Source organism: Nonomuraea sp. NPDC002799 (genome assembly GCF_053592075.1).
In genome coordinates this window covers 146,650-160,960 of record NZ_JBSFVA010000015.1, presented here as the reverse complement: position 1 = coordinate 160,960, position 14,311 = coordinate 146,650, and the positions used below count along the sequence as shown (strand labels likewise).

The 14,311-nt window shown below is 70.0% G+C and carries 13 protein-coding genes and 1 pseudogene; 2 read left to right on the top strand and 12 right to left on the bottom strand.

From position 1 onward, the window contains the following. Positions 1-106: 106 nt before the first annotated feature. The 12 genes and pseudogenes from ACWD0F_RS26565 to ACWD0F_RS26510 form a co-directional block, all read right to left on the bottom strand. Positions 107-421, bottom strand: a complete 315-nt coding sequence (locus ACWD0F_RS26565; protein WP_449879860.1) for a hypothetical protein — start codon at positions 419-421, stop codon at positions 107-109. 473 nt (positions 422-894) lie between these two features. Then, on the bottom strand, positions 895-1,521 hold the full coding sequence (locus ACWD0F_RS26560; RefSeq protein ID WP_449879858.1) for a hypothetical protein: 627 nt from the start codon (positions 1,519-1,521) through the stop codon (positions 895-897). Beyond that, positions 1,518-1,742: a hypothetical protein gene (locus ACWD0F_RS26555; RefSeq protein WP_449879856.1), complete on the bottom strand. Its 225-nt coding sequence runs from the start codon at positions 1,740-1,742 to the stop codon at positions 1,518-1,520. The genes ACWD0F_RS26560 and ACWD0F_RS26555 overlap by 4 nt, the downstream gene beginning before the upstream one ends. A 277-nt stretch (positions 1,743-2,019) precedes the next feature. After that, positions 2,020-2,166 (bottom strand): hypothetical protein, encoded by a 147-nt coding sequence (locus tag ACWD0F_RS26550; RefSeq protein ID WP_449879989.1) that lies wholly within the window; start codon positions 2,164-2,166, stop codon positions 2,020-2,022. A gap of 28 nt (positions 2,167-2,194) precedes the next feature. Further along, a pseudogene (locus ACWD0F_RS26545) lies at positions 2,195-2,278 on the bottom strand (hypothetical protein); the annotation flags it as partial. 170 nt (positions 2,279-2,448) lie between these two features. After that, the gene (locus ACWD0F_RS26540; protein WP_449879854.1) at positions 2,449-2,826 is read right to left on the bottom strand and encodes a hypothetical protein; all 378 of its coding nucleotides are present in this window, start codon (positions 2,824-2,826) and stop codon (positions 2,449-2,451) included. Then, positions 2,823-4,751, bottom strand: coding sequence for a PrsW family glutamic-type intramembrane protease (locus ACWD0F_RS26535; RefSeq protein ID WP_449879852.1), 1,929 nt, complete (start codon positions 4,749-4,751; stop codon positions 2,823-2,825). Before ACWD0F_RS26535 ends, ACWD0F_RS26540 begins: the two co-directional genes overlap by 4 nt. A 110-nt stretch (positions 4,752-4,861) precedes the next feature. Next, the gene (locus ACWD0F_RS26530) at positions 4,862-5,644 is read right to left on the bottom strand and encodes a hypothetical protein (protein ID WP_449879850.1); all 783 of its coding nucleotides are present in this window, start codon (positions 5,642-5,644) and stop codon (positions 4,862-4,864) included. Between the two features lie 377 nt (positions 5,645-6,021). Continuing rightward, positions 6,022-6,336 carry a hypothetical protein gene (locus tag ACWD0F_RS26525; RefSeq protein WP_449879848.1) on the bottom strand — a complete coding sequence of 105 codons (315 nt, stop codon included), beginning with the start codon at positions 6,334-6,336 and terminating at the stop codon, positions 6,022-6,024. A gap of 95 nt (positions 6,337-6,431) precedes the next feature. Continuing rightward, positions 6,432-6,755, bottom strand: a complete 324-nt coding sequence (locus ACWD0F_RS26520; RefSeq protein ID WP_449879846.1) for a hypothetical protein — start codon at positions 6,753-6,755, stop codon at positions 6,432-6,434. A gap of 85 nt (positions 6,756-6,840) precedes the next feature. Beyond that, complete coding sequence (locus tag ACWD0F_RS26515; RefSeq protein WP_449879844.1) at positions 6,841-7,140, bottom strand: nucleoside triphosphate pyrophosphohydrolase; 300 nt, start codon at positions 7,138-7,140, stop codon at positions 6,841-6,843. A gap of 67 nt (positions 7,141-7,207) precedes the next feature. Beyond that, on the bottom strand, positions 7,208-11,008 hold the full coding sequence (locus ACWD0F_RS26510; protein WP_449879842.1) for an nSTAND1 domain-containing NTPase: 3,801 nt from the start codon (positions 11,006-11,008) through the stop codon (positions 7,208-7,210). Positions 11,009-11,270: 262 nt separating this feature from the next. Here ACWD0F_RS26510 and ACWD0F_RS26505 point away from each other — a divergent pair, with 262 nt between their 5' ends. Continuing rightward, positions 11,271-11,660 (top strand): hypothetical protein, encoded by a 390-nt coding sequence (locus tag ACWD0F_RS26505; RefSeq protein ID WP_449879840.1) that lies wholly within the window; start codon positions 11,271-11,273, stop codon positions 11,658-11,660. Between the two features lie 104 nt (positions 11,661-11,764). Beyond that, positions 11,765-14,287 carry a hypothetical protein gene (locus tag ACWD0F_RS26500; protein ID WP_449879838.1) on the top strand — a complete coding sequence of 841 codons (2,523 nt, stop codon included), beginning with the start codon at positions 11,765-11,767 and terminating at the stop codon, positions 14,285-14,287. Positions 14,288-14,311: the final 24 nt, after the last annotated feature.

Here is a 14,311-nt window from a genome sequence, read left to right as displayed (position 1 = left end):
CAATTCTAGACGAACCGACCCCAAATCGGGGAGGCGTAACCCACCAACCCCAATAGGTCTGACTCGGCGGGTTGAACCCCCGATGACCTCGGGGGCTCCCCTACCTCTAGGAACTATCTTTCTTCAGTAACTGATCGATCATGGCCGCCAGGTGGAGCATGTCAGTCCGAAGAGCTTCGAATCCCGCATGGATCTGAGCCTGCGCACCCCTGAAGTGCTCGTCACCCTGCCAGCGAAGGCCCGCCACCTCGACAGCAATGGCCGCCAGGTCATCGGCCATCCCATTCTGAACGCCGGCAATCGAAACCTGCGCCTCATAGACGCCAATCAGCATCGCCGCAATGCAGCCACCGGAGTGCACAGCCTCTTCGAGAGCCTCCATACGGAGCTTCAAGCCGAGGATCTCCGCCTCTACGTCCACGAACCCTACCTCTGCGGTAGCTAGAAGGGGCCAGGTGCCCTTATCGCCCTGACCACCACGGACTGCAAGCACATGATGGCAAGACGGTCCAGCGCACCGCGATCCCCCAACGACCCGGGGGGCGGAATTTCCTACCGCCCGGTCGTATCGACCTTCCAAAGTACGTCCCCATGCATCCCTAACTAGCCCACCTTCTCCGGGAGAGAAAAACAACCCCGCGTGACCGGCAAGGCACAGTGGCACGGAGGATCGACCAAGACAGACGGTCTCCAGTAGACGAGTCGGCGACGGCCAGCTGGCCACACCCATACTCGGCTGAACGACATCCAGGCACTCGACCAGGCAGCAGAACTATCCAGCGAATCTCGGGTACACCCCGGCGAACTCCTGCGACCAGTGCGGAGAGTGGGTAAATGACGCGGAGCTCCCCGGTGGACAACGACTGCCGCGACTTCCTTGCGGCAGTTGCACGTTCAGGCGTCGGTCAGCCTCCGCCGCCTGCCGTGCCGCAACTGCTGGCCCAACGCCCTCAGCCGGTTCAGCTTGCGGTCCATCGGATCGCCTGCGGCCACCTCAAGCAGGTAAGACTTCAACAGCGCTTCCGTGTCGCGTGTCATGTGAAGCCGATCAAGCTTTTCCTTAAGAGAAAGTGCCAGCGACCGTGCACCGGCATCGTCGGTGGAAGCGGTCGTCCCCTTCTCCACCTCGTTCAGCAGCTTCCCAACGGCTTGATGTGACATACCCAGCAGGTAACCGATATCGCGGTGCACGTATCCTCTTCGCGCTAGATCAGCCACTGTTGCTTGCGTCGCTATGGCAGCCTTCTGTTTAACGAGGGTCGCCGCGAGGCGTGTCACAAGCGTGGCCTCCAGTTCTGTGGCCACTTCATCGTCGGCCACGGTCAAGTCGAAGTCGGCGTCAACCTGGGAGATGGCCACATCCAGCATGGTGGAGACCAGGTCACGAGCCATTTCCTCAGCTTGCTCCAAGCGCTTCACCTGTGTGTGGTAGCTGCGCTTCAGGCCGGGTCCAGAGATAGTCAAAGCCCACCAGTCGTCGCTCCTGCTGGCGGTGATGGTGTACGTGTCGCGCTTGCTCACTGCTCCTCCTGCTCCTTCACGACCTCAGCAAGAATGCTCTCCCAGTTATCCAAGATGCCTTTTGCTGTGCGTTCGTTGACCTCTGAGTGGCGAGGCACAGGCATCGCCTCCGAACCGGCATGCCACTTGGTGTGGCTCCCGCCTTCGGTGGAGTGAACGGGAACGCCGTACTCCTTGGCGAGCTTGCGCATCCGCCGCTCCAGATCACGCTTTCTCATCATCAGTGTAGGCTACCTAGGTTGCAGAGACTTAGGCAACTTAGGTTGCAGATTTAGGGACGAAGCGTGTCCCAATGCAGGACTCCTGTGCCCAGTGTGGTGAGTAGGTAGATGGGGCGAGGCCCTCCGGTGTACAACCAGTTCGGCAGCTCCCTCGCAGAAACCGATCGGCCGACTTCGTCTTCCCAAGGGGGAACGACATGCGACCCGCACCCTCGGCAGCCTGACCGTGCCCATCTTCGAGGAAAGCCCCGTCCGGTCGGTGGTGGCGCATGACCGCTCACTCGACCTGTTCGCGAACCGCTTCGAACTGACCCGGCACGAGGTGTCGCAGATCAACAATGATCCCCCGGCCGAGCAGATCCTCTACCTGTACGGCCTGGGCGGCAACGGCAAGTCCTTCCACGATCGAAGAGAACGTGATCATTCGGGCAGAGGCAGAGGATGTTGCTCGGCTCGTCGGGGCCGTTGTGCGGTTGGCCGACGGGGCGGATGTGGGCGCCCTCGGCGTACGAGCCGTTGGGGAGGAGAAGCCGCACACCGCAGATCTGGCAGTGTCGACGGAGATCGGAGAGTCCCACGGCGACAGCTTGTGCAGTGATTTGTCGCCCGAGCAGCCGCACAGGCTTCTCGGCGACCTCACCAGGAAGTACGGCCACTGCGACAAAATCCAGGCTGCCGCACTACAAGGCGGAGACCTACGGTGAGATCAGCCGAAGAGCTGGTGCAGTTCCTCGCTGATAGGGCCCGAGGTGGGAACCCGGTCCCACCACCAGGCCGTGCCGGTGAGGTCCTCGTTCAGCAGCAGGCCGATCACACGGCGACCGCCGGACCGGGTGGCCGCCAGGAACTTCTCGTCGGCGGCGGTCACCAGTTCACGCGCCCCCCACGGCACGCCGGGCTCGGCCAGCGCCCGCTCCACCCGGTCACGGATGTACAGCGCAGCAGGCAGATCGTGGGCGCCCCAGACGCGTCCGTCCGCGAGAACCGCAGGGTCGGCGTTCGACAGCGACCGCTCGGCGTCGATCTTGTCGACGTGCAGGCGCCACGCCTCCACTTCCCTGGCATCGTCGTCCGTCCACGTCATCGTGTGCCACCGATCTTGTACGCAGTGCTGCGAAAAGGCAGGTCCCGGTTGATGATGACCCGTACACCCTGATACTCGTACTTCACCGCATTCTGCCCCGGCAATTCAGTCGGCCGACCCTTGGTGAGCGTCTCAAGGATCTTGCCGGCGGCCGGCCGTCCCGCCACGTCGCCCGCTCCGGCGTGCTGGTAGACGATCTGCGCCATCTCCTCCCGGCTGAATCCGGTGCCCTCGAAGTTCTCGACGGGAGCCCCCTGCTCTCCCTCACCACCTTCCGAGGACTCCGGGCTCGCCTGCGACAAAACGATCCCCGTCAGCCCCAACGCTCCCAGCCCCACGAACCCGGCCGAAATCGTGGGCACCAGCGCAATACCTCCACCGGCCAACGCCACGGCGCCCACCGGCGGGAACCATAGGAACGCCAGCAACAGCAGCGCGAGCCCGCCGTACAGCAGGAGTTCGTCCAGAGCCTGCAGCACATGCGCGTTGGAGATGACCTGCTGGTCGGGACGGGCGCCGGTGACCCAGGCGGTGACGGCCACGGCGCCGAGGAGCAGTGTTCCCGCCCCGGTGAGCAGGCGTAACTGCACCCGGGTGGCACGCTCGGCCAGCGGTTCGCGCCAGGCCACGACCAGGGCGCGTACGGCGATGACCAGGCGCCACGCCATCAGCACCAGGCCAAGCCCGGACAGAGCCGACAGCACGAAGAACACCACCGGTCCCGCCAGCGCCTTCTGGATGGCGGCCAAGCCTGGGGTGGTGCCGAGCAGGAAGTACGCCAGCACGGGGAGGGTGAGAACCGCCCAGATCAGGAGCAACCACGGCCATCCCCGCCCACGACCGGACAAGCGCTGCGCCAGGCCGGCGCGGAGGCTGACCCCGTACCAGGACATGAAGGTGCGGCTCGCCGCCATCCTGGTCCGCACCGCGCCCGCCACCTCGCGCTCGGCGGCGCCGCCCGCGTACCAGGCAGTGCGGCGCAGCAGCAGATAGCGGTGGGCGACCATCGTGGTGTACGGCGGGCGGATCATGGCGTACCCGCCCAGAGCTGACAGGGCCGACAGACCGGTGGGGCGCTCGCCCGGCAGCAGGAGGCCCGGGTCGGCCGCTTTCGCCCGCCGTAACGCCCTGCCGTCGGACCAGACCGCGAAGGCGAGCGCGAGCAACGGCCAGAGCCCCAGCAGCGGCTCGGCCGTGACGAACGGTTGCGACAGTGCGGCGCCCAGGGTGTCGTGCTCGCCGAGCGGCGCGTCGTAGTTGTGCGCGGCGTGCGTGGCCGAGACGAGCACCAGCGGCAGGAGTCCGAGCAGCCGTACGGGGCCGCGCCAGCGCAGCAACATCCCGACGCCGATCCCCGCGAGTGCCGACCAGGCGATGTGGAAGCCGGTGTCGGGGCCGACGGGTGAGAGCTCGGACACCGAGTACGGTGCGGGCAGCCAGGAGGTGAGGGCCTGTTCGAGGCCGGGTATGTACGGGGGCTTGAGGCTGATCGGGATCACCCAGCCGTCGGGGAAGCGGAGTGCCTTGCCCGCCTCGCGGCCGTAGTAGAGCAACGCCTCCAGCAGTCCGAACCCGGCCCCGAGCGCCGCGCCGAGGAGCAGGTGATCCGTGAGCCGCCACTGAACCCTCGCCCGCCGGCGGCAGCCGATGAGCAGCAGTGGCGCGATCTTGATGATCTCTTCGAGGACGGGATCGACCGAGTGGCCGGCGGTCGTGACCACGTCGCTGAGGTTGTCGCCGGTAAGGGCGGACAGGGTGCGGGTGTAGGCGAGCTGCAGCAGGACGGCGATCATGGCGCAGCCGTACATGCCTGCCCCGATCGCGAGCGCGAGCGTGCCGAGCCGGACCGTGCGCGTTCCCCAGCCCAGCAGGGCGAGTTGGAGCACGCTGCAGCAGGTGGCGAACACCATGAGCAGGGCCAGCATCGCACCCCCAGGCGGATTAGGGCGGGCCTGACCCTACTTCGCCTCGGGCGGCGCGCGTGCGCAGGTGTGCCAAGCCGGTATGGCCCGCCATCGCGAGCCGTCCCGAGGTGTCAGTTCGGCGTGAGCCCAGCGCGGTCGAACCGTTCGATGAGGCTCGGTTTGCGGAGATGCCGGGTGCGCAGGCTCGTGACCCGTTCCGTGAACGCGGTGCTCGCGTCGGCGCCGTACGCCACCGCTTCGAGATCCTTGAGCAGCTCGACCGCCAGGTCATAGTCCTTGGGCCGCTTGGTCGCGATCAACGACTCCACCCGCTGCCACGCCCCTTCCTCATCCCGGGCCAGCTCCGCCAGCCGGCGCTCCCGGGCCAGGGCCCGCTCCCGTTCGCGACGGGCTTCCTCCTCGGCGCGCTCGGCAGCGGTCCGGCGCTCGCCTTCCGCACGTCGTACGGCGGTCGCGTCCAGCAGGGCGGCGACCGTACGGCGAGGGCCTTCCTGCGCCGGGGCCACCGGGGCGCGGAAGCGGCGCAGCAGCTCCATCCGCACCTGGGCGGCCTGGTCCTTGGCCACTCGCAGCAGCAGCTTGTTCTTCTCGGCCGCCGGGAGGGCGGCGATCCAGGCCGCCAGTGCCGCCGGATCGTCCTTGGCCGCGGTCGCCGGCGCGCTGCCCTCGGCCGCCACCGCCAGCAGGTCGGCGTCCAGACGGAGGAAGTCGGCGAGCGCCCGCTGGGAGCCCGTCAACGAGCCGAGCCCCGGCGGGACAGGGGGTTCGAGCTCGTCCTCCTCCTCGTAGTCGAAGGCGTCCTCGTCGTGCTCCCACATGCCGTACGCCGACAGCCAGGCCAGGTAGAGCGCCCGCAGATCACCGGCGGCCAGCTCGGCCCGGACCCCGACCATCGCTGCCAGGGAGAACTCCTCCCAGTACTCGTCCTCGGCTTCGCTGGACAGGTCGAGGATGAGATGTTTGCCGAAGGACCGGGCTGTGACTGGTCGCCCACGCAGTACTGCTGCGCGGTTTCCACGTTGAGAACCGTGCGCGGCAGGCGAAGCGTCAGCCGGCGCGTCCCCCAGTTCGCGAAATACAGGTGGGCGTCGTAGTAAAGCTCCACCAGCCGGGCCGGGTCGCCACGGAAGTCGCCCCACTCGTACTCGTTAGTGAAGCTTGTCGCGGTGATTTCGGCGCGCGTGGACAGGGCTCGCACCTGGGACTGCTGATCATCGTCCAGCGGGCGGTCGATGGCGAGGAACTCGTAATACTGGTACTCGCTCATTCCTCATCCCTCCCAGCGGCGGAATGCCTCGATCCACTCGGCGCCGGCGGGCGGCGGATCGGGCAGCGGGAGGTCGAGTATGCCGATCGCCTGCCGCTCTTTTCCTCGTACGCAGATCGCGACGATTCCCGACCCAGGACTCCAGTCGACCTTCCGTACGGTCACGTCTACACCGAGCACCTGCGTCTGGAACGGAACGGCCAGGTGGTTTTCGATGGCCGAGTGGAACCCGGCGAGCTGCTCATCCTCGTCATAGGCGTCGACCGTGGCCTGCTCGATGAGCGCGTCGAGGTCAGTGCGCTCGGGCTTGGACGGCATAGCCGGTCATGCTAGCGGCTGCGCCACGGACGATGAACGGGACCGTCTCAACGCCTTCCGAGAATCGTCAAGAGCGCTCAGCAAGCTACGAATCTTCAGTATTCGAACTCCCTGGCAAGCTGAACCAGCCTGTCAAGGTAGTCCAGGACTGCCTGTCGTCTATACACGCTGTCGGGAAGGGCGGCCGCCGCAGCAGGGATGAGGTCGTCGCGCAGCTTCTGAAGGACCGTTTCCCGCAGGGCCTCCGGGAGGAGACGGATGTTCAGAAAGCCGAAATTCTTCTGCAAGAGCTCGTCCACAGTCGCGGTCAACTCTGGGTCGTCCACTTCGCGCGCGATAAACCGCAGAGTCCAGTCGAAGAGCCAGCCGGCCGATGTCCAGATCCTGCCCGGGGACAGGCCGATGGCTCCGGCCATCATTCACCTACCAAAGAGAGGCCGGTTCGCGGCATAAATAGTCGCCATCCGGTGGCGAACAACGGTGGGCCAATCCTATGGGGAGCCGTCAGGCCAGGTAGAGGCGATTCTGGAAAGCGCCGCGTTCTTCACGCTTGACTTCCGCCGTCTTCTCGATCGTCTGCCAGTCGTGGCCATAGTTAGCGGCCAAGGCGCGAAGGACCTCGTACACGTCGGCGATTTCCCCGGCCACATCGGCCGGGGAGGCTTCCTTGAGCTCGGTCGCCTCCTCGAACAACTTCGCCATCAGGGCCGAGCGATAGTCGCTGTCGTCCAGGACCGTCACCACCGGTTCCCGGCCGTCCTGGCGAATGATGTCCGGAATCTTGTCCCGCACCAGCTTGCCCATGCCCAGACGTCCTCCATCCTGCGATCTTCCTGAGCCTACTTGGGCCGCAATAAACCACGTCGTCGAGCTAACAGGGCGGCCGGTACGCCAGCCCCGGCAGATAGCGCCCCCACTCCGCCTGCGTGATCGCCGGGAACACCAGCGCGCAGACGTCCCGGGCGGCCCGGCCCGGGTCGGTGTCCCAGAGGCGGACCGTCGAGTCCTCGCCGCCGGTGGCCAGGACCGCCTCGCCGGGCGCGAAGGCCACCGCGTTCACCGTGCCGGTATGGCCGGTGAGCGCGGCCGAGACGAGCGGCCGCGCCGGGTCGGCCACGTCCCACAGCCGGGCCGTGCCGTCGTGGCTCCCGGTCGCCAGCACGCGCCCGCCGGCCTGGAACGCCACCCCGGTCACGCTGTCGGTGTGCGCCCCGAGCGTCGCCTCGGGCGCCGGGCGGGACGTGTCGTCGACCCGCCACAGCCGGGCGGTGCGGTCGGCGCCGCCGGAGGCGAGGATTCGCCCATCGCCGCGGAACGCCAGCGCGAGCACGCTCTTGTCGTGGGCCCGCACGGTGGCGAGCGGGCGCGGGCGACCCGGGTCGGCCACGTCCCACAACCGCACCGTATGGTCGCCGCCGCCCGAGGCGAGCACCCGGCCGCCCGGGGCGAACGCCAGCGCGTTGACGGCGTCGCCGTGCCCGGTGGCGCGGGTGAGCAGCTGGGGACGGATCGGGTCGGCGATGTTCCACAGGCCGATGTCGAACTTCTCGCCCGCGACGGCGAGGGTGCGCCCGTCGGGGGCGAGCGCCACGGCGAACACGTTGCCGGTCCCGGCGTCCCACCGCTTGAGGAGTCGCGGCCGGGCAGGATCGTGCACGTTCCACAGGGCCACGGTGAAGTCGAGGCTTCCGGTGACCATGAGCCGGCCGTCCGGGGAGAAGGCGATCGCCGTGACGGTGTTCGGCTGGGCGGCCAGGACGGCGAGCGGGCGGGTGCCTCCCGCGCCGGAGACCTCCCACAGCCTGGTCTTGCGGTAGCTGCCGGTGGCGAGGACGCGGCCGTCGGGGCGGTAGGCGAGCGCGGCCACGTCGCCGTTCTGGCCGGCCAGGATCGGCCGGCGCAGATCCCACAGCCGGATGGCGTCGTCCCCGCCGCCGGTGACGAGGGACGCCCCGTCGGGGTGGAAGGCCACCGTGTAAACGGTGCCGGAGTGCCCGGTCAGCACGGCGGGGTTGCGGTCATCCGCGCCCTCGGGGTCGGATATGTCCCACAGCCGTACGGTGCGGTCGTAGCTGCCGGTGGCCAGCGTGCGCCCGTCGGGGCGGAACGCGATCGCGACGACGCCGTTCTCGTGCCCGGTCAGCGTGGCGAGGTGGCGGACATGCCGGGGGTCGCTGAAGTCCCACAGGCGCACGGCGTTGTCGAACCCGCCCGTCGCCAGCAGCCGCCCGTCGCGGCTGATCGCGGCGGCCAGCACGTTGCCGGTGTGGCCGGTCAGGTCGGGCAGGCGTCGCGGACGCCGCGGGTCGGCGACGTTCCAGACGGACACCCGCTCGGCGAAGGCGGTGACGACCATGCTCCGGCCGTCGGGGCTGAACGTCACCGCCGACAGGGGCGCGGGGCCGGCGTCCAGCGTGGCCAGCAGGCTGGGGCGGCGCGGGTCCGTGACGTCCCACAACCGGGCCGTACGGTCGTAACTTGCCGTCGCCACGGTCCGCCCGTCGGGGGTGAAGGCCACCCCGATGATGCCCTCCGTGTGCCCGGCCAAGGTCGCGACCTGCACCGGGCCGCCGGGTGCGGTCATGTCCCACAACCGGGCGGTCTTGTCGTTGCCGCCGGTGACGAAGGTCCGGCCGTCGGAGCTGTAGGCCGCCGCGGCGATGCCGGCCTGATCGCCGGTCGCCGTGGCCGGCGCGGACGGGCGGAGCCGGTCGGCGACGTCCCACAGCCGCAGCGTCCCGTCCAGGGCCACGCTGGCCAGGCGTCGCCCGTCGGGGCTGAACTCAGCGGCGTAGACGGCGTCGGTGTGCGCGCCGATCACCGTGGCGTACGGGCCGGCGAGCGCGCTGAGCAGGGCGCCGCGGGACTCGGGGGTCGGCATGGTCCGGTGGGCGACGAGGGCGAGCTGCGCGGCCAGCGCCGGGTTGCCGGCCCGCAGCGCGACGGCGTTGTCGACCGCCTTGCCCGACAGCACCATGTCGCGCTGCTCGCTCGCCAGCACTTGCTGGCGCACCGCGACCACGACCGCGGTGCCGGTGAGCACCAGCAGCACGGCCAGGACGGCGGCCAGTAAGCGCAGGCGGCGGACCCTGCGGCGCTCGGCGTCCGCCTCCGCGCGTTCCAGAGTGAGAGAGGCGTCCAGGAACTCGCGGGCCAGGCGGCCGGGCGCGGTGTGGCCGCCGACCCGCTCGGCCCAGTCGCGGGCGCGGGCCAGGCGCGTCCCCCGGTACAGGACGTCCGGCGTGCGCTTGGCCCGGTCCCAGGCGGACGCGGCGGCGGCGAGGTCGCGTCCGACGGCCAGGCCGATCCGGTCCTCCTCCAGCCAGGATCTCAGCTCGGGCCAGGCGGACAGCAGCGCCTCGTGGCTGATCCGCACGCTCTGCGCGTCGGCCGTGATCAGGCGTTCAGCGACGAACCGGTCGAGCACGTCCTCGATCTCGGCGGCCTGCGCGCCGTCATCCGCCCCCGGGAGCAGCTCGGCGAGCAGCTCAGCGAGCGGGAGGCGGCGGCGGGTGATCGCGGTGTCGGGCGCGATGTGGGCCAGCGTGAGGAACAGCCGCCGCGCCAGGACCTGTCGCGGCTCGGTCAGCGACCCGTAGACCTGGCCGGCGGTCTCGGCGACGGCGCCGTTGATGCCGCCGGCCTCGTTGTAGGCGGCGATGCTCAGCCTGCGTCCCTGGCTCTTGCGCCAGGTGGACCACAGGGCGTGGGACACCAGCGGGAGAGCGCCGGCTTCGTGCGCCTCGCCGTTGCCGCCGCCGGGCGGCGCGACCTCGCGCAGCATCAGCTCGACCAGGCCCTTTTCGAGCTCGACGCCGGCCTTGAGCGCCGGTTTCTCGATGGCGTCGCGTAGCTCGCGCTCGCTCATCGGGCCGATGCTGACCTGCCCCTCCTGCAGCGCGGCGAAGAGCGCCGGGTGGCGCATCGCGTGCTCGTAGAAGTCGGCGCGCAGGCTGAGCACCACCGGACCAGCGGCGGTGGCCGCGCACACCGCGTCGATGAACCGGCGCCGCTCCGCAGCGTCTTCGCAGAGAGTGAAGACCTCCTCGAACTGATCCACGATCAGCACGGCCGGGCGGGGATCCTGCGCGGAGGTGCGCGCGGCGAGGGCGTCGAGCGGGCGAGCGCCGGGGGTGAACGTCTCAACCCGCCGCCCGGTGCCGGCTAGCTCGGCCGCCACGCCCGCTTCGAGGAGCGAGGACTTGCCCGAACCCGAGGCGCCGACCACGATCAGCGGCCGGGCGGGCGCGGGTGATCGGGTCAGCTCGGCGACCAGCCGCGCGGTCACCGTCTCGCGTCCGAAGAACCACTCGGCGTGCGTGCGCTCGAAACCGTCCAGCCCCCGGTACGGCTCCGGGCCGGCCGGACGGGGCCCGGGCTGGCGGCGAACCCGTGACCAAGCCGCTGTCCACTGCTTCAGAGCGACGTCATCGGTGACCCCACACGCGCGCAGCACCTTGACCAGCAGCTTCTGTGAGGAGGCGCCGGGCAGGCCGCGGCCCGCGAACCAGTCGCCGATGGTGCCGCTCTGCCCGCCGACGGCCGTGGCGAGGGCGCGCACCGAGATGCCGGCGCGTTCGCGCAACCGGCTGAGCGCCGCGGCGAACTCCTCGCGGGTGGTGATGAGGGCGGGGCCGGGGGGTTCGTCGGGGGCGGGCGACCGCTGCTGCATCGAGCGTCTCCTGAAGTCCTTGCTAGGGGCCCTGTACGGAGTTGTACGGGTAATTCAACGCCGCCACACCAAGCGCCGGGTGCGATGTTGAATTTTGGCATGAAGACATTTCTCCGGGTTGCGGGGCGCGGTCGCCTGGGGGGCATCGCGGAACATCTTCCGGCGAATGCGTGAACGGACAAAAAACGGATCATCCGGAAATGTCGGTAAACGCGGTTATATGCCGCTTGGCATAGCGCGAAGAAAGCGGGTGGGGATGGACATGGAAGTGCTGACCCTCGCCGGGGCGGCGGCACAGGCGCTGGCGCAGGCGATGGTCTCGGACGGCTGGACAAGCGCGCGAACCAGGATCGCCCGGATCCTGAGCGGCGGCGATCCGGAGCGGGTGCCGGCGGAGGAGGCGGAGCTGGAGCGGTTCGGCCAGGCCCTGCGTGACAACGAGCTCCCCGCGTCCGTCATGGCGGGCCACTGGCAGGGACGGATCACCGAGCTGCTGACGAGGCGGCCGGAATGCGCGGGCGAGATCGCGGGCCTGCTCCGCGAGCTCCAGTGCGGCGCGACGAACGTACGAATCGGTGGCTACAACAACGGCGCTCTGATCATCGGCGATCACAACATCTCCCGCATCGTCCACCGATCGGAAGGGCGATGACGCTGCCCGGCGGTGCAAGGGAACCATCTGGTGGGGAAATCAGAGGAAAAGTGGTAACACGAAACGCCGTCCAGATAAGCGTCGGCGGCGACAATAACGGTGCCGTGTTCATCGGCGACCACAACCTGTTCCATTACACCGATAAGCGGACGATCGTCACCGAGCGCGAGGGCGGCCCGGTCCCGGTGCGCAAGCGGAAGCATCCCGACCCACGCTGGCTGCCGCGGAGCGCCGGGGACGTCGTCGGCCGGGACCGCGACCTGGCGCGGATCCGCGGCTGGCTCGCCGAGCGCAGCGCGCCCGTGCTGGTCTACGGGCCGCCGGGCATCGGCAAGTCAGCCGTGCTGAGCCAGATCGCACGCGACGCGGCGGACGCCGGCGAGGACGTCGTGTACCTGTCGGGCGACGGGCTGGAGACCGAGGACATCATCCAGGAGTTGTTCGAGGCATGCTACGACAGCCCCGGCTACCTGCCGCCGCCCAAACGGCTGCGCCGGCTGATGGGCAAGGTACGGGCGCTCGTCGTGATCGACGGCTACGAGGGCTCGGCCGAGTCGGTGGAGAAACTGCTCGACGCCACCCCCGGCGTCGGCCTGCTCCTCGCCTCGACACGGCGGCTGCTGGGCGCGGAGGGCTACGTCCTCCCGCTCGGCGGTCTGGCCGAGGCCGACGCCATCACCCTGACCACGGCCGAGGTGGCCAGCACCGACTCGGACCCGGCCGGCACTCTGACCAGGGAGGAGGCCGCCGCCGTTCAGGAGTTGTGCCGGGCCGCGAACGGTCATCCGAGGACGCTCCTCCAGGCGGCCGCCCTGATGCGCGCGTCCGGCGTACTGTCCGTTGCGGCCGACCCGGACACCGCCGCCCGCGCCCTGGTCGCGTCCCTGGACGGCGACTCGTCCGCGGCGGCCCGCGCGCTGGCCGCGCTGCCCGGCGTGCCGGTCTCCGCGCCGGTGCTCGCCGCGCTGGCCACCCTCCCCTCCCCTGCCGAGGCGGAGGCCGCGCTCGCCGAGCTACGACGACTGCGCCTCGCCGAACCCACCGGCCCCGGCCACGTCCTGGCGGATGGCACGTCTGTCCCACGCGGCAGGCAGGACGCGGCCGGCTACGCCACCCGGCTCACCGCCTGGGTCCGCGCAGCCACCCGCGCCGAGGTGGCGGCGAGCGCCGCCGTCGTCGTCACCGTGCTGCGAGCGGCGGTGGATGAGGAGGCGCACGGCCCCGCGCTGGTCCTGGCCCGGGCTGCCGCGCCGCTGCTCGGCCGCTCCCTGCGCTGGGGCGCCTGGGGCCAGGTCCTCGCCCTTGGCCTGACAGCGGCGACGAACGCCGGGGCGGCCGACGACGTGGCCTACTTCGAGGATGAGGAGAAGGCGCGTAAGCGCGCCCTCGGCTTGCTCCTGGGGCTCGGCGGCGGCGGGTTCGGCACCGCGGGCGCGATCGCGTTCCTGGGCAAGGGCGGATCCGTCTTCAGCGCGCAGACCACGGCGCTCGCGGTCGCCACCACTGTGGTGGTGACGGCGACCGCCATCATCGGCGTCCGCGTCGCCAACCCCGGCACCGCAGAACCGCCGGCCACGGTCTTCACCCCGATCGCGGCTCAGCCGCAGCCCCCTGTCACCGTCCGCCGCAGCCCGCTCGGCCCGGGGCAGAGCACCGCCCGCGACGACCCGGGGCAGGGCACCGTTCGCGATGACCCGGGGCAGGGCACTACGCGGAATCAGGACCGCGACCCCGTCGCACCGCGTCTCGGGATACCCCGGCTGACCCTCTCGGACGACGACATCGCCAGCGGTGGTTCGGTCGACGCACGCGCCACGAGGTTCGAGCCTGGCGAGCAGGTCACGTTCTCCTGGGCCAGGGCGGGCGGCGGCGGTGGCGATCTCGGTGTCCGGACCGCCGACGGCAAGGGCGTCGCGACGCTGGCCGATGCCGTCCCCGCCGGCATCACAGCCGGTGCGTACACGATCACGGCCCAGGGGAAGAGTCCCAGCCGGCGCGACAGCGCCACGCTCACCGTACGGGAGCGCCCCGCCCCCCGGATCCGGCTCTCCCGGGTGCCGTCGTCGGCGGAGGTCGGGGCGGCGTTCGAGGTGGTCGCGACGGGATTCGACGCGAACGAGACCGTGCGGCTCACGCTCGGGAACACCTCCGTCGCCACGGCCGCCGCCGGCGGAAGCGGCGAGGTGACGCTGCGCGGCAACGCACCCGCCGACCCGGGCCTGTACACCTTGACCGTCACCGGCCGGGCCGACGACCGCTTCGCGAGGGCCCAACTGCGCGTCACCCCGAAGCCGCCCCCCGACCTGTCCGGCAGTTGGGGTGGATACCTGAACCTCCGGGACCTGGGCGGCGGTTCCTACGAGGGCACCCGGTACGGGTCCGACTGGGTGGAGCCCAACAGCGGGTGCACCTATCCCGCGGGCGGCCCGGAGGTGCACCTGTCCGGGCGGCCGCCGACGTACGAGGGCGAGATCCGCTGGATCTACGGCGTCAACGGCCAGAACTGCGCGTTCGAGTGGGGCGCGGCCACCTTCACACCCAGCGCGGACGGCGACAGCTTGGTGGTGCGCTCGGAGAATCCGCGCGACCCGGGCAAGTGGATGTCCCAGACGTTGCGGAGGAACTGACCTCGGCCGACCGTGCGTCCTTCG